Source organism: Streptomyces sp. ISL-1, assembly GCF_018614585.1.
Lineage (GTDB): Bacteria > Actinomycetota > Actinomycetes > Streptomycetales > Streptomycetaceae > Streptomyces > Streptomyces maoxianensis.
In genome coordinates this window covers 220,896-241,293 of record NZ_JAGGOI010000029.1, presented here as the reverse complement: position 1 = coordinate 241,293, position 20,398 = coordinate 220,896, and the positions used below count along the sequence as shown (strand labels likewise).

The following is a 20,398-nucleotide window of genomic DNA, read 5'->3' as shown; positions in this document are numbered from 1 at the left end:
GCTCCCCTCGCGTTGGACCGACCCCCAGTGACACATATAACTGTAACCAAGGTAGGTCACATTGCTGCAAAGGTTGCCTCACACCATGAGGCGGGCATATGCCACCCGCTAGGCGTTCACCCCCGCGCAGCCGTCAGCGCCTCAACACCCAGCGCCTTCCACAACGCCGCCGTCGGCACACGCACCGTGTTACCCAGCGGCAGCGTCTTGACCGGGAACTCACCACTCCTGATCAGCGCATACGCCTTGCTCGGCCCAATCCCCAAAGCCCGCGCAGCCGTTACCACATTCACCGTCGCCGGCAGCGCCTGAAGCTCCTCAAGCCCCATAGCGCCGGGCTGCGCCGCAGCGTTCTCCTCAGGACCCTGCTCTGTCATCTCCAGTTGCCGCTTCTCCCCCGCGCCAACTGACCACGCAGCATACGGCACTGTCCGACAGCCCAAGCAAGATTGATAACGATCACGCAAGCCAGCAACGCATAGTCGTCGAAGGGGTATATCGGGTGTTCGAGGACAAGACCTACAAGCGATGCACCTGCAAGGGGCCACTGACCTACAAGAGCGGCCCGAAGAAGGGACAACCGGTCCTCAACGCCGACGGCACACCAAAGATCGGCTACCTGGAGACCGCCTGCACTCTCCTCAAGAAGCGCGACCACGGCTCCTGGTACTACAGCTTCGAACTCCCAACCGGCCCTGGCGGCAAGCGCAGGCGAGCCAAGAAGGGCGGCTACCGCACGCAAAAGCAAGCCGCCGACGCAGCGAAAGAGGTCTGGGAAGCCGCACAAGACGGCATCGATGTCCTCTCTGACGAGACCGTGGCCGACTACCTGCGCCGCTGGATCGCCACCCGAGTAGACCTGAAACGGTCCACCCGCCTCGGCTACGAGGACTACATCGAGCGCGTCTTCATCCCCGCAATCGGCCACATCAAGCTCCGCGACCTTCGCACCCGCCAGATACAGGAAATGTTCGAAGCCATCTGGGCACGCAACGAACAGCACGCGAAGAACATCGACGCAGCGAGGGCGGCACTGGCTGCCGAGCGGACCACCCACGAGAAGTGGCGCCAAGCGGCCAAGCCGCAGCGCCGGGAGCTGCGACAGGCTTGGAACAAGGCCAAGGAAGCACTACGCGAAGCCAGGAAGAAGCCCCGCCACATCACCGGAGCAGGCACACAGCTGCGGATGAACAACACGCTCAGTGCCGCTCTCGACGACGCAGTGAAAGCCCGCTTGATCTCGCAGAACTGGACCAAGGACGTTGTCCTGCCGAGCTACCGCAAGCCCAAGCCGCACGTCTGGACGCCCGAACGTGTCGAAGCGTGGCGGAAGACCGGTAAGAAGCCCGGCAAGGTCATGGTCTGGACGCCCGAACAGACCGGGCAGTTCCTCGACGCCGTAGCCGAGCACCGCCTCTACCTCATGTTCCACCTCATGGTCTTCCGGGGAGTACGCCGCGGCGAGGCATGCGGCCTGCCCTGGAGCGAAGCCAACCTCGATGCAGGCGTAGTGCACATCAGCGAGCAACTGGTCGCGCTGTCCTACGAGGTATGGGAGGACACACCCAAGAGCGACAGCGGCGCCCGCACCGTCTCGCTGGACTCCCAGACGCTCGAGCTGCTCCGACTCTGGAAGGATCGCCAGCAGGAGGAGCGCAAGGAATGGGAGGAACATCAGCAGGCTAAGCGCAGGAACGGCGAGCAGCCGAAGATCTGGCATGACACTGGCCGGGTCTTCACCTGGGAGGACGGTCGGGCCTACCACCCCGAGTACCTGCGTCAGGTCTTCGACCGCCTCCTGAGCAAGCACGGCCTTCCCCCGATCCGGCTGCACGACCTGCGCCACTGCGCTGCCACGCTGTCGCTGGCAGCCGGCGTCCACATGAAAGCGATCCAGGCGATGCTCGGGCACTCGTCGTACCAGCTCACCGCGGATACCTACACCTCCGTACTCCCGCAGTTCGAGAAGGCGCAGGCTGAGGCCCCGGTGCAACTGGTGCCGCGCAAGAGCACGGCCCAGCAGCCGAGTGGGGAGACCGATGTTCCCGATGAGGCGGCTGCCTGACGCCATGTTCCCAGGACGTTCCCAGCACACATGAAAACAGCCCCTCGGAAGATCATTCCGAGGGGCTGTTCGAATTATTTTGCCTGGTCAAGCGTTGGTGGGCGCGGACGGTTTCGAACCGCCGACATCTGCTTTGTAAGAGCAGCGCTCTACCACTGAGCTACGCACCCGTGGATGAAGCAACAGGGTACATGGCGCAGGGGGCCGCCCTGCAAACCCGTTACCGCCGCCTCTCCCTCACCCTCCCCTGGTACGGGGGCTACCCCCACCCCCGAGACGGTGGTCGCCCGGATCGTTCCCCGACCTGCGGGCTCCTACCTTGGGGGCACATCGGCAGAAAGCGGAACTGCTCTGCCTTACTACCTGGGGGACGATCACTGTGGCCGCATTCCGTACCCACCACGCCACCCGCGCCCGTGCGCTCGTCGCCGCCGCCGGCGTCGCCCTCCTCGCCGGCGCGCTTGCCGGGTGCGGCAGTGCTGATGCCGGGGAAGCCCCCGTCGAGAGCAAGTCGTTCCCCCTCGCCGGAAAGTCGCTCACCATCGACTCCGACGACTCCGTCATCGAGCTCGTGACCGCCGACGTCAAAGAAGTGCAGGTGACCCGGCAGGTCGACGGGTGGGTATTCATGGGGAACGGGCCCGAGGCATCCTGGAAGATGAAGGACGGGACGCTGACCCTGCGGGTGAAGTGTGATGCCGTTGCCAGCGACTGCGAGGCGCGGCACACCGTCAAGGTGCCGCGTGGGGTCGCCGTGACCGTGGAGGACGACAACGGGAGCGTCACCGCCACTGGGTTCGACACCGCGCTGAAGATCCGGTCCGACAACGGCGCCGTGACCGTGCGGGACTCCAGCGGGCCGCTCCGGCTCGTCAGCGACAACGGGGCCGTCGTCACTGAGCGCGTCAGCGCCAAGACCGTGAGCGTCCGGTCGGACAACGGGTCTGTGCGGCTCGGGCTCGTCGCCGTGCCCGATCGGGTGGAGACCGTCAGTGACAACGGCGGGATCACCATCGAGCTGCCGGGCGCGGGGGCTCCGTACGCCGTGACTGCCAAGAGCGACAACGGCGGTGTGGACATCGACGTGCCGACCGACGACAGCAGCTCTCACGTCGTCAGGGCCCGCAGCGACAACGGCAAAGTCACGGTACGAAGCGCGAACTAACAGGCCCGTGTGTTCGTCATTACCTGGTGGGAGAATGAACCGGGCAGGGCGACACGGCACGGGAGAGGGATGTGACGGCGAGACACGCGCGGCCTCATGCAAGAGGGCAGGCGAGTGCCGTCCGGGATGTCCTCGCGCTGATGCTGCTGCCTGTGCCGTTGATCGTCGCTGCGCTGCCGGGCGCGTTCGCCGGCGGGGGGACTCGGCGCTGGTTCGGCGGGCGCGGGGAGAGTCAGCGGGCCGATGCGCAGGCCGCGAAGGACGCCGCCGCCGCGGCCTTCCTCGAGCTGGACACCGCCCAGCGCGATCTGCGGATCTCGATCGAGACGATCTCCGCGGTGGACAGTTCGCCGGGGGCGCACCGCGCCGTGGACGACTTCGCCGCGCTGGGGCAGCGGATCGACGAGGTGAGCCGTCGGTACATCACCGCCGTCGACGCCCACGACCTCGACCGGGACGGCCTCGAAGCCTCCGTTGCCGCGCATGCACGCGGTGAACTCACCAGCGCCAAGGACGAGCTCGTACGGGTCAAGGCGGACCTCGACCGGTTTGCGCAGGGGCTCGGGCCGCTGCTCGACAAGGCCGAGACGCAGCTCGCCCGGCTCGCCCCCGCCGTGGAGCGGGCGAGACAGGCGCTCCTTGCCGCGAGCAACGCCCTCGATTCGGCGCGAGGCTCCGGCTTGCGCGCGGACGATCTCGCGGCTCGCCTCGCCGCCCTCGCCCCCGAGCTGACCATGCTCAATCAGGGCGCCGGGCGGCACGGCGTGGCCGAGACCCTCCAGCGCGCCGACCGCGTGCTGCGCGACGCCGAAGCCGTACGCGCCGAGGCCGAGCGGCTGCCCGAGCGCGCCGCCGAGACGGACAAACGCCTGGTGTCCCTCCGTACACGCGCGGAGGCCCTCACCAACCGCGCCGGATCCGTCGAGCCAGTCCTGAGCGAGCTGCGGCGGCGTTTCTCCGCCGCCTGCTGGCAGGATCTGCAGCCCGTCCCCGAGCAGGCGGCGATCAGCGTCCGCCAGGCCGAGGAGAAGCTCCGGGAGGCGGCCAAGGCGCGCGACGAGCAGCGGTGGGCGGACGCGACGGCCCTGCTCAGTACGGTACGGGCGCTGCTGAACGCCACCGATGAGGCGGTCTCCGCGGCCGGCGACCGGCTGCGGCAGCTCAATGCCGTGGCGAAGGATCCGCAGCAGGAGATCGACCGGACCCGGTTCGCCATCCGCGACGCGCAGCGCCTCGCCATGGCCGGGCGCAACACCCCGGATCCGCGTCATGCCAGGCCGCTGGACGACGCGGTGGCCCGACTGGAGCGGGCAAGTGTCGGGCTGGAGGGCCTGCACCCCGACTACTGGCACTTTCTGATGGAGACCGAGGCGGTACGGCGCGCGGCGGCGCGCGTGGTCGAGCAGATCCGCGAGGACCGCGGCACGGGCGGCGCCTGACACCGCCCCCGGGCCCGCCCGGCATGGGCGGTGCCCCCGGACGGGCCGGACCTCCGCCACCGGGGATCCAGCCCGGTCGGTCCGGACCTCCGCCGCCGGAGATTCCGGGGCGCTGCCCCCCAGCGGCTCCCCCGGCCCGGCTCCCCCTGAGGCCCGGAACACGGCTCCCCCGAGCCCGCCCCCGGACGGCATGACCGCGCCGCCGAGCAGCCCGGGCCAGCCAGCCCCGCCCCCAGACGGGCCTGAGACCCCGCGCCGCCGAGCAGCCCGGGCCAGCCAGCCCCGCCCCCGGACGAGCCTGGAACCCCGCGCCGCCGAGGGCCAGCCCCCGCCCCGGACGGGCCTGAGCCCCCGCGCCGCCGGGCACCCGGGATGCGGCCCATGAGCCGCGGCCCCCGGACGGGCGTGGGCCCCCCCGCCCCCAGCACCCTGGACGTCTCCCTGGTTGTCCGGCCGCGCCCCCGGGCGGATCCTTGGGGTACGAGTACGCACAAAGGGAGCCCAGACATGGCAACACACGCACCGCGCCACGAAACCCGCCGCATCAGGCTCGACGAACATCTCCCCGTCGACCATCGCCTCAGCCAGATCTACCGCGTGGGCGCAGGTCTCATGGGTCTCGTGCTGCTCGCTTTCGGCATTCTGGGTCTGGTCAACAAGGTCGGCTTCTTCGACATCAGCGGTGACACCGTCGCGGGGCTCAACACCAACGGCTCGCTGAGCGTCCTCTCCATCTGCGTCGGGCTGCTGCTCTTCGTCGGGATGATCATCGGCGGCAACTTCGCCTCGACCCTGAACATGGTCCTCGGCGTCGCCTTCATCCTCAGCGGCTTCCTCAATCTCGGCCTGCTGGAGACCGACTTCAACTTCCTCGCCTTCCACATCCAGAACGTGCTGTTCAGCTTTGTGGCGGGCGTGATGCTGATGTTCTTCGGCATGTACGGGCGGGTCAGCGCGACGCTGCCGCACGACAACCCTTACTGGAGGGCCCGCCACCCCGACGAGGCGGACCAGGAGCAGCGCGCCCAGCGGCGCGAACGGGGTGAGGTGCTACGAAAGGGAACAGGCGAGTAGAGGCCGACACGAGCAGCGCCGTATACGCCGGATACGCGGGCCGCGGGGTGCACGGCGCCGCCGTGGAGGGTCTTGCCCGCCGGATCTTCGACGGCACCTGCGCCGAGGGCGACGCTCTCGATCTGCCGGAGCTGACGGCCGAGCTGGACGTCAGCCACAGCGGGCTGCGCGAAGCGATCAAGGTGTTGACGACGAAGGGCCTGGTCGGCGCCCGCCGGCGGCGCGGCGCGTTCGTACGGCCCCGGGACGACTGGAACCTCCTGGACGCCGACGTACTGCGCTGGACGCTTGCCGCCGGTGCGCCGACCGACTTCTTCGCCGACATGCTGGAGCTGCGCCGTTCCATCGAACCGGCCGCCGCCTCACTCGCCGCCGAACACCGCAGCGAGCAGGACCTCGCGGCACTCGACGCGGCGGTGGACGCGATGAGGGCGGCCGGGGACGATCCAGTGCTCGGCGTGCGCTCGGACGCGTCGTTCCACACCGCCCTGCTGGCCGCCTCGCGCAACCGGTTCTTCGCGCAGATGCGCCGGGTGATCATCCCGGTGCTCATCGAGCGCGACCGGCGGGTGCACCTGGCGGGTACGCCGGAGGATCCGGTCGGCGTGCACGCGGTGGTCGTGGAGCGAGTACGGGAGCGGGACGTGGACGGCGCATACATGGCCACGCTCGAACTGCTCGACGTCGCGATGCGCGAACACCCGTAGCGTCGAGCGCCCGCCCTTGATGCGCGACCCGAGGCGCGAACAGCCGTAATCGCGACCCGTGGCGCGAACACCCGCAGCAGCGCGAGCGCCTGTGACCGGCACCCGTGATGCGCCACCTGTCGAGCGCCACCCGGCGGCCGGCGCGCTTGCCGATAACCTGACGCCATGCCTCGTTACGAATACCGCTGCCGCAGCTGCGGCGACTCCTTTGAAGTGAACCGGCCGATGGCCCAGTCCTCCGACCCGGCGAGCTGCCCGGCCGGCCACGAGGACACCGTCAAGCTGCTCTCGGCCGTCGCCGTCGGCGGTACGAAGTCCGCGCCCGCGCCCAGCGGCGGAGGCGGGGGCTGCTGCGGAGGCGGCTGCTGCGGCTGAGGCCCTCACCCCGGCCGCCCCGCCGCCGTCCGGTCAGGCCGGAGGCGGGGCCGCGGCAAGGCTGAACCGGCGCAGGATCTCCTCGCCCGCGACGACACCGGTCTCATCCAGCACCTCGACGTTCGGGGCGATCCAGCCGCTGTCGGCGAGCTCTCCGTGGCCCGGCCGCCAGGCGCGGTCCGCGGCGAACAGCAGATCGGCGTCGAGGAGGGAGTCCCCGGCCGCGAGGATCTGCTCGGCATCCGTGCGGCGGGCGATTTCGCGGACCGCCGCGCTCTTCGTGAGCGGCTGGGGCACGGCGTAGATCTTGCGCCCCTGGAGCGAAACGGTCCAGCCGCGGCCCCCCGCCCATTCGGCGAGTTCCTTGACCCAGCCCTCGGGCAGCAGGCCGCGCTCGACGACGAGGTAGGCGAAGAGCCCTTCGGCGATCCGCTCCTTGAGCAGCCAGGCGGGGTCGGCGGCCGCGAGCAGGTGGTCGCGTACCTCGGCGAGCGAGGCGCACTCGTCAGCGAGGCGGGCGGCGACCTGCCGCTGCCATCCGGGGTCGGACACGCCGTCGACGAGGAGGTGTCCGCCGTTGGCGCAGATCGCGAACTCGGGGGCGGGGCCCGGGAGATGGATGCGGTGGTACTGCTCGCGAGTGCGGGTGGTGCTCGGCACGAAGACGGTGTCGGCGGCGAGCTGGGTCAGCAGCCCGGCCGCGGTCTCCGTGAGATACGACAGCGGCTTGCGTTCGTACACCTCGACGCAGAGCAGGCGGGGTGCGTCCGCGTCCGGCATGGGGAGCTGGAGGGCGGGGGCGGAGTAGATGAGGGTGCGGTCGAGGTCGCTGGCGACAAGCGTCTTCGTCCGAGTACGCGCCTGCGCACCGGTAAGCGTCCGCGTCTGCGCATCCGTAAGCGACTGCCCACCCGTACGCGTCTGCGTTTGCCTCTGCGCTGCGGTGCTCACAGGGCCGACACCGCCTTGCCGTCCGCGCCGGTCGCGCCGCGGGTGTACTGGGGGTGGATCAACCCGACGCAGGTGTAGGGAAGTTCGTCGACCTCCTCGACCGGTACGCCGCGCTGCTCGGCCAGCAGCCGTACATGGTCGAGGTCGGCGCCCGCGCCGCGCTTGGCGAGGATCTTCCAGGGCACGCGACGCAGCAGTACGCGCGTCGTCTCGCCGACGCCCGGCTTGACCAGGTTCACATCGTGGATGCCGTACTCCTCGCTGATCCGCTCGACGGCGGCCCAGCCTTCCCAGGTGGGCACGCGGTCCGCCGACAGGAGCTCCTTGACGTCGGCGTCGACGGCGGTCGCGACCTCGTCGAAGCGGGCGGCGACGGTGTCCAGGAAGTGTTCCGAGACGTCGCTGCCGGCAAGCTCGCGGTAGAACTTCGCGCCGTGGAAGTCGTTCGGCCCGACCAGGTCGGCGCGGAGCACCGTACGCGATATCAGGCCGGAGACCGTGGAGTTGAGGCAGGCGGAGGGGATGAGGAAGTCCTCTCGGGTGCCGTAGGTGCGGACGCAGCCGCCGGGGTCGGCGAGAACGGCGATCTCGGGGTTGAAGCCCTCGAACTCGGCGAGCGCGTCGGCCAGTTCACGGGTGATCGCGCCCTTGCCGGTCCAGCCGTCGACGAACACGACGTCGGCCGGGTCGTGGTGCTGTTGGAGCCAGCGCAGGGCGTTGGTGTCGATGCCGCGGCCGCGGACGATGGACACGGCGTAGTGCGGCAGGTCCAGGCCGTGCCGATGCTGGGCCCAGCGGCGCATCAGCACGCCGACGGGGGTGCCGGCGCGGGCCAGCGAAACGAGTACGGGCCGTGGGGACCGTTCGGCGAGGACCGTCTCCGTTACGGTGCCGACGGCCCGGGCTATCCGGACCGCGGAGGTCTCCAGCGCGGCCTTGAACAGCTGCTGGTACTGGGCGCTGGGCTGGTACTCGACGGGCAGCGACTCGGCGTAGTGCGCGCCGCCCTGGATGGCCTCCTCGCGCTCCTCCGTGGGGGCCTCCAGCTCGGTCTCGGACAGATCCTGGAGCAGCCAGCCGACGTCGTCCGCCGCGTAGGAGGAGAACTCGGGGCCGCGGAGGGGCTCGGGCAGCATGGCAGCTCTTTCGGGTACGTATTGGGGTACGTAGCTGGGGACGACCGCCAGCAAGACGTGCGGGGTGTGCGCGGCGAGCTGGGCCAACAGGCCGTCGGGGGCGTGCAGTTGGGGGGTGTCGGCTGCCGAGTCGACGACGGCTACGACGGCGTCGAAGCCGGCGCCCGCCACGTTGTAGGCGTACCGCTCGCCGGGGCCGTCGGCGGGATTGTCGTGGGCGGGGAAGACGAGTCGGCTGCGAATGGCGTAGCCGGGGTCGTCGACGGCCAGGACGGGCGAGCGGGTGGTGGTGGAGTACCGCACGCCGGCGTCGATGACCTGCTCAAGAGCGGTCCCGAGCCGGAGAGGCGCGTACATCAGCTCCTCGAAGCCGAGTACGAGGACGCGACGCGAGCGGCCCGTGGCGGTCTCGCCGAGCGCGGCGTCGATGCGCGCGGCCATGCCCGGCAGGGCGCCCTCCAACTGTTCCCGGTGCCGGGGCGTAAACCCATGCCGCCCCCCGTCGGGCACCCCACGGGGCCACCCGAGCTCGACGCGCACGGCGCGGCGGGGGGTGGCTTGCGCCGCGGCCTTGCCGGCCAGGCCCGCGTCGCCCGCCGGCACCTCCGCGCCGGGAAGCGAGCCCGGGTCCCCGGCACCCGACGCACCCGCGCCGGGGAGCGAGCCCACACCCGCAGCCGTACTGCCCGTCGGCGGCTGCGCAGTCGGGGCCGAGCCCAAAGCCGAGCCCACCGCGCCCGAAGCCGAGCCCGAGCCCAAAGCCGAGCCCACCGCGCCCGAAGCCGAGCCCGAGCCCGAAGCCGAGCCCACCGCGCCCGAAGCCGAAGTCGAGCCTGAGCCCGAAGCCGAGCCCGCCGCGCCCGGGGGCGAACCCGCCGCCCCGCCGGCCGCCTCATGCTCGGCCACCAGCGCCTGGCCCTTCTCCAGCACGCCCTCCGGGAGCCGTACCGTCCCCGACGCCAGTGCCACCAGGTCCACCCGCGCGCCGAGTTCCCGCGCGAAGACCGACAGGCGGTCGCGGTCGTCGTCCGAGCGCATGTCGACCAGTGCCACGATCACGTACCGGTCGCGCGGGTAGCGCTGATGCAGGTCGCGGATCGTGTTGAGCACGGTGTTGCCCGTCGAGAACTCGTCGTCCACCAGCACCAGCGGGCCGTCCCCCGCCAGCAGCCGCGAGTCCTCGGGCAGCAGCAGGTGTGACGTCGCGTGCGAGTGGGACTCCTCGAAGCCGCCCGCCCGTTCCACGCCCTCGACCGGGCGGCGCGTGGAGTGCAGATACGGCGCGAGGCCCACCCCGTCCGCCACCGAGTGGCCAAGGCCCGTCGCCGTCTCCGCGTAGCCCAGGACCACCGCGCGCGACGCGTCCTCGGGGCCGAGCAACTCCCGCACCCGCTCACCGAGTCCGTACCCCGCGCCATACACCACCGCCGGTGACTGCGGCACATGCTTGCCCAGCACGTTCGACACGAGCAGATGCGCGCGCTTGGGATTGCGGCGCAGGGCCAGCCCCAGCATGCCGCTCAGCGTCGCGTCTCCGACGAGTTCGACGCCGAGCCGCTCAGCGACCCACGTTCCCGACCACACCACGGTGTCTGTCTCTCTCCTCGTCATTCAGCCGGAGATTCCGGCCGTGAGCAGCTCCACGAAGCCGACCTCCTCGTTGGCCACCCCGAAGACCTCGGCACGCAGCAGTGTGCGCTCGGCCCAGGCCCGGTGCGGCTTCACTTCGTTCATCTTGTTCGTGTACGCGGAACGCATCACGCCTCCGCCGCCCCGCTCCGGCTGCAGGATGTCCTGCGCGTCGCAGAACTCTTCGTGACTGACGACGGACAGCGCGTGCACGGGAAGCACATGCGAGGGGTGAATGCAGGTCTTGCCCTGCAGCCCGTTCGCCCGGTCGAGCCCGATCTCGCGGAGCAGGCCGTCCAGGTCGTGCTCGATGAGCGCGGTGCGCAGTTCCTCCGCACGGCTCTCCATGAAGGGGCTTCGGCGCAGCTGGGGCTTGAACATGCGCTCCTGGAGCCGGAAGTACTCCCACACAGGGCCGGTCACCGTGTATCCGGTGCCGTCCGCCCGTCCCAGGACGTTCACCACGTCCGCGATGACCGCGGCGACGATCTGGACGTCGTAGGCGGTCATGTCGGGCGACCGGCGCAGCCCGTACGCCGAGCAGAAGTCCGTGACTCCCAGTCGCAGCGCAAGTACCCGCTCGCGGTATTTGTTCAGCGTGCGGGCGATCCCTGTGAGCGTATCCGTCCTCGTCTCTAGGTGGAGGAGCTCCGGCGATTCCAGCACGGGCATCGCGAAGAGCCGCCGACCGCTCGCAGATTCCGCGGAGGTGAGCGCCTCCAGAAACGGAACGCCCCGCTCCTCCGTGAACTTCGGCAGTACGAATCCGGACAGTCGGCGAACCGAGGGGCCCAGCCGCTCCACCAGGTCCTGAATCTGCCCGGCCTCGCGGACCCGGATGAAGAGCAGCGGCAGCTCCGCGCCCCGCGCGTCGAGTTCGGCGAACTGCCGGACCAGGTTCTCCTCGGCCGCGGCCACATCCGCGTCGTCGATGGAATCCTCCAGGCAGAGGACCATGGAGACGACCCCGCGGCCCACCTGCTTGAGCACGTCGTCGGCGAGCTTCGGCCGGGTGGCCGGGCTGTAGAGGGTGGCTCCGAGCGCGGTGGCGAGCGTGCGGACAGGAGACGCGGCGGTGAATTCGCACGGCTCCCGATGGAACAGATTCTCACGGACAGTAGGCGAGAGATGCCCGAAGTGACGCATTTGTTTCCCCCGTACTGTCTTGGCGGCCCGACTGAGGTGGCCGGTAATAGTACGTACGACTCTGTGTCAAGAGTTCCCCAAGCCCATGAATTCCAGGTAACCCGCTTGCACCATGCCCATGTCCCGGCCGGAGAACAAGGGCCCCCGCGTTGTCCATGCGGCCACCGGGAAGGCAGGATGACGGACATGACGCACGCGATGCTGAAGGGCTCGAACGTCCCTCTCGATGTCACGGCGGTACGGGCCGTGCTGCGCTGGACCCCGGGCGCAGGGGTCCCCGATGTGGACGCCTCCGCCCTGCTGCTCGGCCCCGACGGCCGTGTGCGCTCGGACGAGGACTTCGTCTTCTACAACCAGCCGCGCCATCCGTCGGGCCTGGTGCGCCGGCTCCCCAAGAAGCGTGTCGCCGAGCATCTGACGGACACGGTCGAGGCGGATCTCTCCTCACTCGACGCGTCGGTCGATCAGGTGGTGCTCGCCGCGTCCTCGGACGGCGACACCTTCCAGCATGTACGGGATCTGCGGATACTGCTCTACGACGCGGCCCTGACCGACGGCGAGCCGCTGACCGTCTTCCATGTGAAGCCGGAGACGGGCGAGGAGACGGCGATCATCTGCGGCGAGCTGTACCGGCGCGGGGAGGGCTGGAAGTTCCGCGCGGTGGGGCAGGGCTACCCGACCGGTCTGGTGGGTCTGGCCACGGAGTTCGGCATCTCGGTGGACGAGGCGGAGGCGGCGGCGGAACCGTCGGCCCAGCCCGAGCCGCAGCCGGGCTACGGATACCCCCAGCCCGCGCCCCAGCAGACCGCGTCCCCGGCCCAGGGCACACCGGACAGCGCGCAGCCGGGGTACGGATACCCTCAGCCCGCCTATGGATACCCGCAGCCCGCGGCGACCCAGGCCGCCGCGCCGTCGGCCTACGGCTACCCGCAGCCCGCCGCCGCGGCCGCCTACGCGCCCGACCCGAACTTCCGGCTGCCCCCGATGGGCCCCCAGTTCATACGGCCGTAAGCGCGGGTCAGACCCGGTTCTTGTACCCGCGTCCCCACTGCAGGCCCCACCCGTACAGCCGGTCCAGCTCCGCCTGGAAGCCGTACACGAACTTCACCTCACGGCGCACGACCAGTTCGCCCTTCACGTTCTCCATGGAGAACACGGCACAGGAGCGGGCCTGCGGCGCGCGTTCGTCGAGTTCTATCTCGACCCTCGGGCCGTTGCTGGGGTAGAGCGTCACATGCGCGTGCGTACGGTCGAAGGCCGGCGTCTGGTCGTAGATGTAGGCGAAGAACAGCAGCCGTTTGATCGACTCACGGTGGTCGAGATTGACGTAGATCGTCTCGCCGGAGGGGGAGCCGAACCGGTCGTCGCCGCTGAGCTTCACGTACGGCGCCTCGTTGATACTGCCGAAGAAGCTGCCCAGCGGCTGCACCACGCCCTTGGTGCCGTCCACGAGCTCGTACAGACAGCCGAGGTCGAGGTCCACATTGACCACACCCTGGGTGTGTGCCTGCACCACATCGGGCTGGAAGAGCTTGAAGGGGTGCCGCAGCAGCCTGCCGCTCTGTTTGGACCTGCCCTCGATGTCGGACGTGCGCATCCGCCAGGAGAGGTTGACGCGCAGATTGCCGGTGGCCGCGCCCTGCTTGGTGAGCGAGACCGTCGGGTGCCGTTTGGTCAGCTCGATGGAGTTCGACGCTGCACTGCCCGAGTCGAACTGCGCGGCCCTGCCCCGCCACAGGCTGTCCCAGAAAGCCATGCCCCACCCCCAGTTGCGTCGGTGAACCCCGCTGTGAACCCCCGCGGGGCGGCTCCGAGGCCGTGCCTCGGAGCCGCCCCGCTCAGAGCGTTCCTCAATCCCCGCAGGGTCACACCTTCGCGGAGTCCTGTGGTGCGCCCGGCTGCGCCTCGGCCGCCGCGAGCGCCCTGTTGCGCCGCACCGACGACCAGAACGACGCGGCGATCAGCACCACGCCCACCAGACCGGTGATGATCTCGCTGATCTGGTACTCGATGGTGACCAGGAGGATCACCGCGAGCGCGCCGATCGCGTAGTGCGCACCGTGCTCCAGGTAGACGTAGTCGTCCAGGGTGCCCTGGCGGACCAGGTAGACCGTGAGCGACCGCACGTACATGGCGCCGATGCCGAGGCCGAGCGCCATCAGCACGATGTCGTTGGTGATGGCGAAGGCGCCGATGACACCGTCGAAGGAGAACGACGCGTCCAGGACCTCGAGGTACAGGAACATGAAGAACGCGGCCTTGCCGACCAGCTGGGTCGCGGAAACCTTCTTGCCGCTCTTCCTGGCCTCTTCCTCGGCCTCGTGCTCGCGCTCCTCCTCTTCCTCGATCCTGTTCTCGAAGAAGCCGGAGAGACCACCGACGACCAGATACGTGATCAGACCCGCGACGCCGGATAGCAGCACCGTCGCCGACTTGTCGGCGTGCCCGGCGTGCTGGTGCGCATCGGGCGCGAAGGTAATGGCGGCGACGAGGAGCACGATCAGCGCGATGCAGACCGACAGCATGTCGATCTTGCCGAGCTTGGCCAGCGGCCGCTCCAGCCAGCCGAGCCACTTGATGTCGCGGTCCTCGAAAATGAAGTCGAGGAAGATCATCAGCAGGAACATGCCACCGAACGCGGCGATCGACGGGTGCGCGTCAGTGACCAGCTGCTCGTAGCGCTCGGCGTCGTTGAACGCCAGGTCGACCGCCTCGATCGGGCCGATCTTGGCACTGATGGCGACGATCACGACGGGGAAGATCAGTCGCATGCCGAACACGGCAATGAGCACGCCGACCGTAAGGAAGATCCTCTGCCAGAAGGCACTCATCTTCTTCAGGATTCCGGCGTTGACCACCGCGTTGTCGAAAGACAGCGAGATCTCTAGAACGGACAGGATCGCGACGATGCCGAACGCCGTCCACCCGCCGAACAAGATCGCTGCGACCAGACCGAGCGCGGTGACCGCGAACGACCAGCCGAAGGTTTTCAGAACCACTGGTACCCAATCGTGTTATGGGGGTGTCCCCGGACGGAGTCTGGGGGTGGGTCTCCCCTCGCGCCGTGCGCGGCTTTACGAAACATTGACCCCGAAGTCTAGAGCGATGCCTCGCAGCCCCGACGCGTACCCCTGCCCCACGGCCCGGAACTTCCATTCGCCGCCATAGCGGTAGAGCTCGCCGAAGATCATCGCGGTCTCGGTCGAAGCGTCCTCGCTCAGGTCGTAGCGCGCGAGCTCCTGGCCGTCCGCCTGGTTCACCACCCGGATGAAGGCATTGCTGACCTGGCCGAATGCCTGGCCTCGGTTGTCCGCCTCATGAATGGAGACCGGGAAGATGATCTTGTCGACATTGGCGGGCACCTTGGAGAGGTCCACCAGCAGCGACTCGTCGTCGCCCTCGCCCTCACCCGTGAGGTTGTCACCGGTGTGCTCGACGGAGCCTTCGGGGCTCTTGAGGTTGTTGTAGAAGACGAAGTACTCGTCGCCGAGCACCCGGCCCGACTCGCACAGCAGCGCGCTGGCGTCGAGGTCGAAGGGTGCTCCGGTGGTGGAGCGCGCGTCCCAACCGAGCCCGACCAACACCTGTATGAGGTTCGGTGCGGCCTTGGAGAGGGAGACATTGCCTCCCTTGGCGAGCGTGACGCCCATGTTTTGGTCCTCCCCGGATGACGGTGACGGTTGTACAGGCACCTCCGGCGCCGCACGGAAAATGTGCGGCGCCGGAAGCGGAGATGCTGCTGGTGCTGCTGGCTCAGACGTTTACGCCGAAGTCCTGCGCGATGCCGCGCAGGCCCGAGGCATAACCCTGGCCGATGGCACGGAACTTCCACTCCGCGCCGTTGCGGTAGAGCTCGCCGAAGACCATCGCGGTCTCGGTCGAGGCGTCCTCGCTCAGGTCGTAGCGCGCGAGCTCAGCGCCGCCGGCCTGGTTGACGACGCGGATGAACGCGTTGCGAACCTGGCCGAACGACTGCTGACGGCTCTCGGCCTCGTAGATCGAGACGGGGAAGACGATCTTCTCGACGTCGGCCGGAACCGAGGCGAGATTGACCTTGATCTGCTCGTCGTCACCCTCGCCCTCACCCGTGATGTTGTCACCGGTGTGCTCGACGGAGCCGTCGGCGCTCTTGAGGTTGTTGAAGAAGACAAAATTGCCGTCGGTGGCGACCTTGCCCTCGGCGTTGGTCAGCAGGGCGCTGGCGTCGAGGTCGAAGTCGGTGCCGGTGGTGCTGCGTGCGTCCCAGCCCAGGCCCACGGTGACCGCGGTCAGGTTGGGCGCGGCCTTGGTCAGCGAGACGTTGCCGCCCTTGCTGAGGCTGACTCCCACGAGTCCCTCCAGGTGTCGTCAGGGGCAGCGCCCCCGTCGTGCGTTGGTGTCGGATCAACGAGTGGATCCTAGTGACCGGTTCCCGCTCAAACAGCCTTTAGCGCAGGGATAGCCCGAAGAATCAGAGGGTGTCCAGCGCCTTGACGTAGTCGTTGAGGTCACGGGCGTCCGGCAAGCCGTTGACGACCGTCCAGCGGACCACGCCCTCCTTGTCGATGATGAAGGTTCCGCGCACCGCGCACCCCTTCTCCTCGTCGAACACGCCGTACGCGCGCGAGGTCTCGCCGTGCGGCCAGAAGTCCGAGAGCAGCGGGTACTCCAGGCCCTCCTGCTCGGCGAAGACGCGCAGCGTGTGGATGGAGTCGTTGGAGACGGCGAGCAGCTGGGTGTCGTCATTGACGAACGCCGGCAGCTCGTCACGGAGCGCGCACAGCTCGCCCGTGCACACGCCGGTGAAGGCGAAGGGGTAGAAGAGGAGCACCACATTCTTCTCGCCGCGGAACTCGGCGAGGCTCACGGTGCGGCCGTGGTTGTCCTTCAACTCGAAATCCGGGGCCTTGGTGCCGACCTCGATCGCCATGACGTGCATCCCTTCGACGCGGACAGTCCTGATCCAGTGGTCTCCCACCCTACGCAGAAGGCCCCCGCCGACCTAGGTCGGCGGGGGCCCGGGGCCTGCTGCTGCGGTTCAGCGCTTCGACTTCGCCGCCTTGGGAGTCACCAGCCTGCTGCCGGTCCAGTCCTTACCGGCGTTGATGCTCTTGGTCTGGGAGAGTCCCGCGGTCTGTGCGGCCTCGTTGACGTCGCTGGGTTCGACGTACCCGTCACGGCCGGTCTTGGGCGTCAACAGCCAGACGGCTCCGCCCTCCTCGATCAGACCGATGGCGTCAACCAGTGCGTCCGTAAGGTCGCCGTCCTCGTCCCGGAACCACAGCAATACGACGTCTGCGACGTCGTCGTAGTCCTCGTCGACGATTTCCTGGCCCGTCACGGCCTCGATGCCCTCACGGAGCTCCTGCTCGACGTCGTCGTCGTAGCCGATCTCCTGGACCACCTGTCCGGGCTCGAACCCCAGCCTTGCGGCTGGGTTGGTCCGCTCCTCCGCGTGGTCCGCGGTCGCGCTCACGGCTTGCCTCCTGATCGTTTTCGGAAAATCCTGCAACCTCGCGCGTACGCGTGGCATTGGCCGTAGTCCACACGGGCGGGACGGATCGCGCAAGTACCCGGCCGTCCAGACCGCCGAAACGGTGACGTTTACGGCCGTCTCGACGCAACTCCAGGCACGCTCGACGCCCTCTGCTGATTCATGGGACACCATTCGGCCGTCTTTGCGCATTCTGCCCCTTCGATGAGCCAATCGGAACCGAACAGCGAAACGAAACGCATTCACGGGTTGGGCGTAAGGTTGCGATTTGCCCCGACCCGGAACAGAGGTTCGGGCCCGATGTCGCCCAGAGCTGGGGTTACCCCTCGGTAGAGATGACGTTTGCCTCCCCGCGGTACACGATGGGAGGCGGTGCGACACCGAGCAGACATCCCCTGCGTCCCGTAGACGCAGAACCACCGAACAGCGAGGAATAGCGTGGCTTCCGGATCCGATCGCAACCCGATCATCATTGGCGGCCTTCCCAGCCAGGTCCCGGACTTCGATCCTGAAGAGACCCAGGAGTGGCTGGACTCCCTCGACGCCGCCGTCGACGAGCGGGGCCGGGAGCGCGCCCGCTACCTGATGCTCCGACTGATCGAGCGGGCCCGCGAGAAGCGCGTGGCCGTGCCCGAGATGCGCAGCACGGACTACGTCAACACCATCGCCACCAAGGACGAGCCGTTCTTCCCCGGCAACGAGGAGATCGAGCGCAAGATCCTCAACGCGACCCGCTGGAACGCCGCGGTGATGGTCTCCCGCGCGCAGCGCCCGGGTATCGGCGTCGGCGGCCACATCGCGACATTCGCTTCTTCCGCCTCCCTGTACGACGTGGGCTTCAACCACTTCTTCCGAGGCAAGGACGACGGCGACGGCGGCGACCAGATCTTCTTCCAGGGGCACGCCTCCCCCGGCATCTACGCACGCGCCTTCATGCTCGACCGCCTCAGTGAGTCCCGGCTCGACGCCTTCCGCCAGGAGAAGTCCAAGGCTCCCGACGGTCTGTCGAGCTACCCGCACCCACGGCTGATGCCGGACTTCTGGGAGTTCCCGACCGTATCCATGGGCCTTGGCCCGCTCGGCGCGATCTTCCAGGCCCGGATGAACCGCTACATGGAGGCGCGCGGCATCGCCGACACCTCCAAGTCGCATGTCTGGGCGTTCCTCGGCGACGGCGAGATGGACGAGCCCGAGTCGCTCGGCCAGCTGTCCATCGCCGCCCGGGAGGGTCTGGACAACCTGACCTTCGTGGTCAACTGCAATCTGCAGCGGCTCGACGGCCCGGTGCGCGGCAACGGCAAGATCATCCAGGAGCTGGAGTCGCAGTTCCGGGGCGCCGGCTGGAACGTCATCAAGCTGGTCTGGGACCGCACCTGGGACCCGCTGCTCGCGCAGGACCGCGACGGCGTGCTGGTCAACAAGCTGAACACCACGCCCGACGGTCAGTTCCAGACGTACGCCACCGAGACCGGCGCGTACATCCGCGAGCACTTCTTCGGCGACGACCACCGGCTGCGCGCCATGGTCGAGAACATGTCCGACGACCAGATCCTGCACCTGGGCCGCGGCGGCCACGACCACAAGAAGGTCTACGCGGCGTACTCGGCGGCCAAGGCCCACAAGGGCCAGCCGACCGTGATCCTCGCCCAGACCGTCAAGGGCTGGACGCTCGGCCCGAACTTCGAGGGCCGCAACGCGACCCACCAGATGAAGAAGCTGACGGTCGACGACCTCAAGCGCTTCCGCAACCGGCTGCACATCCCGATCAGCGACAAGCAGCTCGAGGAAGGCGCGCCGCCGTACTACCACCCGGGCCGCGACTCGGAGGAGATCCAGTACATGCACGACCGGCGCAAGGCGCTGGGCGGGTATGTCCCGACCCGTGTCGTGCGGGCCAAGCCGCTGGTCCTGCCGGAGGACAAGACGTACGCCCCGGTCAAGAAGGGTTCCGGGCAGCAGGCGATCGCCACCACCATGGCGTTCGTACGGCTGCTCAAGGACCTGATGCGGGACAAGGAGATCGGCAGGCGCTTCGTGCTGATCGCGCCGGACGAGTACCGCACTTTCGGAATGGACTCGTTCTTCCCGACCGCCAAGATCTACAACCCGCTGGGCCAGCAGTACGAATCGGTGGACCGCGAACTGCTGCTCGCGTACAAGGAGTCGCCGACCGGGCAGATGCTGCACGACGGCATCTCCGAGGCGGGCTGCACGGCATCGCTGATCGCGGCCGGTTCCGCGTACGCCACGCACGGCGAGCCGCTGATCCCGGTCTACGTCTTCTACTCGATGTTCGGTTTCCAGCGCACCGGTGACCAGTTCTGGCAGATGGCCGACCAGCTTTCACGCGGTTTTGTGCTGGGTGCGACCGCGGGACGCACGACCCTGACCGGTGAGGGGCTGCAGCACGCGGACGGCCACTCGCAGCTGCTCGCCTCGACGAACCCGGGCTGTGTCGCGTACGACCCGGCCTTCGGCTTCGAGATCGCGCACATCGTCCAGGACGGTCTGCGCAGGATGTACGGCCCGGATGCCGAGGACATCTTCTACTACCTCACCGTCTACAACGAGCCGATCCGGCACCCGGCCGAGCCGGAGAATGTGGACGCCGAGGGCATCCTCAAGGGCATCTACCGCTTCAAGGCGGGCGAGGCCGGCGCCATCCCCGCGCAGATCATGGCGTCCGGTGTCGCCGTGCCTTGGGCGGTCGAGGCGCAGAGGATCCTCGCCGAGGAGTGGAATGTGCGCGCCGATGTGTGGTCGGCGACGTCCTGGAACGAGCTGCGGCGCGAGGCCGTCGACGTCGACCGGTACAACCTGCTCCACCCGGAGGAGGAGCAGGGCGTGCCGTATGTGACGCAGAAGCTGTCCGGCTCCGAGGGGCCGTTCGTGGCCGTCTCCGACTGGATGCGGTCGGTTCCGGACCAGATCTCGCGTTGGGTGCCGGGCACGTACACCTCGCTGGGCGCGGACGGCTTCGGCTTCGCCGACACTCGGGGCGCCGCCCGTCGCTACTTCCACATCGACGCGCAGTCGATCGTGCTGGCTGTCCTCACGGAGCTGGCGCGGGAGGGCAAGGTCGACCGCTCGGTGCTGAAGCAGGCGGTGGACCGCTACCAGCTGCTGGACGTGGCCTCGGCCGACCCGGGCCCGGCCGGCGGCGACGCGTAGGTTTCGCAGCAATGTGAAGGGCGGCGGGGACCCGGACTGGTCCCCGCCGCCCTTCGGCTTCTTTACG

General features: G+C 68.8%; 18 protein-coding genes and 1 tRNA gene. 8 read left to right on the top strand and 11 right to left on the bottom strand.

Translation table 11 applies throughout. The annotated features are described in order from the left end of the window. Nucleotides 1-116 precede the first annotated feature (116 nt). Nucleotides 117-377, bottom strand: a complete 261-nt coding sequence (locus J7E87_RS20815; RefSeq protein ID WP_308312989.1) for a DNA-binding protein — start codon at nucleotides 375-377, stop codon at nucleotides 117-119. 125 nt (nucleotides 378-502) lie between these two features. On the opposite strand from J7E87_RS20815, the gene J7E87_RS20810 reads away from it, so the two are divergent. After that, nucleotides 503-2,065, top strand: a complete 1,563-nt coding sequence (locus tag J7E87_RS20810; RefSeq protein ID WP_215095975.1) for a tyrosine-type recombinase/integrase — start codon at nucleotides 503-505, stop codon at nucleotides 2,063-2,065. Nucleotides 2,066-2,160: 95 nt separating this feature from the next. Here J7E87_RS20810 and J7E87_RS20805 read toward each other — a convergent pair. Next, nucleotides 2,161-2,235 (bottom strand) — tRNA-Val (locus tag J7E87_RS20805). A 203-nt stretch (nucleotides 2,236-2,438) separates the two neighbouring features. Between J7E87_RS20805 and J7E87_RS20800 the strand changes: the two genes are divergently transcribed. The 5 genes from J7E87_RS20800 to J7E87_RS20780 all read left to right on the top strand — a co-directional run bounded on the left by J7E87_RS20800 (nucleotide 2,439) and on the right by J7E87_RS20780 (nucleotide 6,825). Then, a complete protein-coding gene (locus tag J7E87_RS20800) occupies nucleotides 2,439-3,230 on the top strand; it encodes a DUF4097 family beta strand repeat-containing protein (protein WP_374195204.1) in 792 nt (263 codons plus the stop codon). A 140-nt stretch (nucleotides 3,231-3,370) separates the two neighbouring features. Then, nucleotides 3,371-4,669 (top strand): hypothetical protein, encoded by a 1,299-nt coding sequence (locus J7E87_RS20795; RefSeq protein WP_251017718.1) that lies wholly within the window; start codon nucleotides 3,371-3,373, stop codon nucleotides 4,667-4,669. A gap of 507 nt (nucleotides 4,670-5,176) precedes the next feature. Next, nucleotides 5,177-5,743: a DUF4383 domain-containing protein gene (locus tag J7E87_RS20790; RefSeq protein WP_215095972.1), complete on the top strand. Its 567-nt coding sequence runs from the start codon at nucleotides 5,177-5,179 to the stop codon at nucleotides 5,741-5,743. Between the two features lie 62 nt (nucleotides 5,744-5,805). Further along, complete coding sequence (locus tag J7E87_RS36185; protein WP_308312988.1) at nucleotides 5,806-6,450, top strand: FCD domain-containing protein; 645 nt, start codon at nucleotides 5,806-5,808, stop codon at nucleotides 6,448-6,450. Nucleotides 6,451-6,615: 165 nt separating this feature from the next. Next, entirely contained in the window at nucleotides 6,616-6,825 is a 210-nt protein-coding gene (locus J7E87_RS20780; RefSeq protein WP_215095970.1) for a zinc ribbon domain-containing protein, read from the top strand. Between the two features lie 33 nt (nucleotides 6,826-6,858). Here the strand turns inward: J7E87_RS20780 and J7E87_RS20775 are convergent, their stop codons facing one another. The 3 genes from J7E87_RS20775 to J7E87_RS20765 all read right to left on the bottom strand — a co-directional run bounded on the left by J7E87_RS20775 (nucleotide 6,859) and on the right by J7E87_RS20765 (nucleotide 11,687). Continuing rightward, on the bottom strand, nucleotides 6,859-7,635 hold the full coding sequence (locus J7E87_RS20775) for an HAD family hydrolase (RefSeq protein ID WP_215096053.1): 777 nt from the start codon (nucleotides 7,633-7,635) through the stop codon (nucleotides 6,859-6,861). A gap of 137 nt (nucleotides 7,636-7,772) precedes the next feature. Beyond that, a complete protein-coding gene (locus J7E87_RS20770) occupies nucleotides 7,773-10,523 on the bottom strand; it encodes a phosphoribosyltransferase (protein WP_215095969.1) in 2,751 nt (916 codons plus the stop codon). Beyond that, nucleotides 10,524-11,687, bottom strand: coding sequence for an HpcH/HpaI aldolase/citrate lyase family protein (locus J7E87_RS20765; RefSeq protein ID WP_215095968.1), 1,164 nt, complete (start codon nucleotides 11,685-11,687; stop codon nucleotides 10,524-10,526). Nucleotides 11,688-11,864: 177 nt separating this feature from the next. Between J7E87_RS20765 and J7E87_RS20760 the strand changes: the two genes are divergently transcribed. Beyond that, a complete protein-coding gene (locus J7E87_RS20760) occupies nucleotides 11,865-12,698 on the top strand; it encodes a TerD family protein (protein ID WP_215095967.1) in 834 nt (277 codons plus the stop codon). Between the two features lie 7 nt (nucleotides 12,699-12,705). Here J7E87_RS20760 and J7E87_RS20755 read toward each other — a convergent pair whose 3' ends face one another. The 6 genes from J7E87_RS20755 to J7E87_RS20730 all read right to left on the bottom strand — a co-directional run bounded on the left by J7E87_RS20755 (nucleotide 12,706) and on the right by J7E87_RS20730 (nucleotide 17,142). Further along, a complete protein-coding gene (locus J7E87_RS20755) occupies nucleotides 12,706-13,443 on the bottom strand; it encodes a Tellurium resistance (RefSeq protein ID WP_215095966.1) in 738 nt (245 codons plus the stop codon). Nucleotides 13,444-13,552: 109 nt separating this feature from the next. Then, on the bottom strand, nucleotides 13,553-14,686 hold the full coding sequence (locus tag J7E87_RS20750; protein WP_215095965.1) for a DUF475 domain-containing protein: 1,134 nt from the start codon (nucleotides 14,684-14,686) through the stop codon (nucleotides 13,553-13,555). A 75-nt stretch (nucleotides 14,687-14,761) separates the two neighbouring features. Beyond that, nucleotides 14,762-15,337, bottom strand: a complete 576-nt coding sequence (locus J7E87_RS20745; protein ID WP_215095964.1) for a TerD family protein — start codon at nucleotides 15,335-15,337, stop codon at nucleotides 14,762-14,764. Between the two features lie 103 nt (nucleotides 15,338-15,440). Continuing rightward, on the bottom strand, nucleotides 15,441-16,016 hold the full coding sequence (locus J7E87_RS20740) for a TerD family protein (protein WP_215095963.1): 576 nt from the start codon (nucleotides 16,014-16,016) through the stop codon (nucleotides 15,441-15,443). A 121-nt stretch (nucleotides 16,017-16,137) separates the two neighbouring features. Continuing rightward, on the bottom strand, nucleotides 16,138-16,596 hold the full coding sequence (locus tag J7E87_RS20735; RefSeq protein WP_215095962.1) for a peroxiredoxin: 459 nt from the start codon (nucleotides 16,594-16,596) through the stop codon (nucleotides 16,138-16,140). 108 nt (nucleotides 16,597-16,704) lie between these two features. Next, nucleotides 16,705-17,142 (bottom strand): DUF3052 domain-containing protein, encoded by a 438-nt coding sequence (locus J7E87_RS20730; RefSeq protein WP_215095961.1) that lies wholly within the window; start codon nucleotides 17,140-17,142, stop codon nucleotides 16,705-16,707. 456 nt (nucleotides 17,143-17,598) lie between these two features. Here J7E87_RS20730 and aceE point away from each other — a divergent pair, with 456 nt between their 5' ends. After that, nucleotides 17,599-20,331, top strand: coding sequence for a pyruvate dehydrogenase (acetyl-transferring), homodimeric type (gene aceE, locus J7E87_RS20725; RefSeq protein ID WP_215095960.1), 2,733 nt, complete (start codon nucleotides 17,599-17,601; stop codon nucleotides 20,329-20,331). Nucleotides 20,332-20,398: the final 67 nt, after the last annotated feature.

Excerpts from the sequence above, each read along its gene's own strand:
- J7E87_RS20780 (WP_215095970.1), top strand. The coding sequence starts at position 6,616 with ATGCCTCGTTACGAATACCGCTGCCGCAGCTGCGGCGACTCCTTTGAA.
- J7E87_RS20770 (WP_215095969.1), bottom strand. The coding sequence starts at position 10,523 with ATGACGAGGAGAGAGACAGACACCGTGGTGTGGTCGGGAACGTGGGTC.
- J7E87_RS20815 (WP_308312989.1), bottom strand. The coding sequence starts at position 377 with ATGACAGAGCAGGGTCCTGAGGAGAACGCTGCGGCGCAGCCCGGCGCT.
- J7E87_RS20790 (WP_215095972.1), top strand. The coding sequence starts at position 5,177 with ATGGCAACACACGCACCGCGCCACGAAACCCGCCGCATCAGGCTCGAC.
- J7E87_RS20735 (WP_215095962.1), bottom strand. The coding sequence starts at position 16,596 with ATGGCGATCGAGGTCGGCACCAAGGCCCCGGATTTCGAGTTGAAGGAC.
- J7E87_RS20795 (WP_251017718.1), top strand. The coding sequence starts at position 3,371 with ATGCTGCTGCCTGTGCCGTTGATCGTCGCTGCGCTGCCGGGCGCGTTC.
- J7E87_RS20755 (WP_215095966.1), bottom strand. The coding sequence starts at position 13,443 with ATGGCTTTCTGGGACAGCCTGTGGCGGGGCAGGGCCGCGCAGTTCGAC.
- J7E87_RS20760 (WP_215095967.1), top strand. The coding sequence starts at position 11,865 with ATGACGGACATGACGCACGCGATGCTGAAGGGCTCGAACGTCCCTCTC.
- J7E87_RS20745 (WP_215095964.1), bottom strand. The coding sequence starts at position 15,337 with ATGGGCGTCACGCTCGCCAAGGGAGGCAATGTCTCCCTCTCCAAGGCC.
- J7E87_RS20765 (WP_215095968.1), bottom strand. The coding sequence starts at position 11,687 with ATGCGTCACTTCGGGCATCTCTCGCCTACTGTCCGTGAGAATCTGTTC.